1 pseudogene is annotated in these 283 nt (G+C 43.8%); it reads left to right on the plus strand.

What is annotated here, in order from left to right:
* Positions 1–180: pseudogene (locus AB4585_RS25640) on the plus strand (copper homeostasis protein CutC); the annotation flags it as partial.
* Positions 181–283 lie beyond the last annotated feature (103 nt).

Here is a 283-nt window from a genome sequence, read left to right on the forward strand (position 1 = left end):
GCACAAGAGATTTTGAATAAGACAGGCATCAGCGAGTTGCACCTGTCAGGAAAAACCGTACGCGCAAGCAAGATGACGTGTATTCAAAACGAAGCGCAAATGGGAGCCAGTGACGTGGATGACTTCCAGATCCCAGTGACTGGATTTACGGCTATCCAGTCAGTGAAAAACCTTTACTAATAAGGGTTTCAGTAAGTCTTCAATGGGGTAGAGAGTAAGGAGGCTTACTCTTTATCTTTGTATTTGTAGATTTCTTCATCGTCAGAGTGCCTAACGTCTTTAC

The organism is Vibrio sp. 10N.222.49.C9 (assembly GCF_041474985.1).
Lineage (GTDB): Bacteria > Pseudomonadota > Gammaproteobacteria > Enterobacterales > Vibrionaceae > Vibrio > Vibrio crassostreae_C.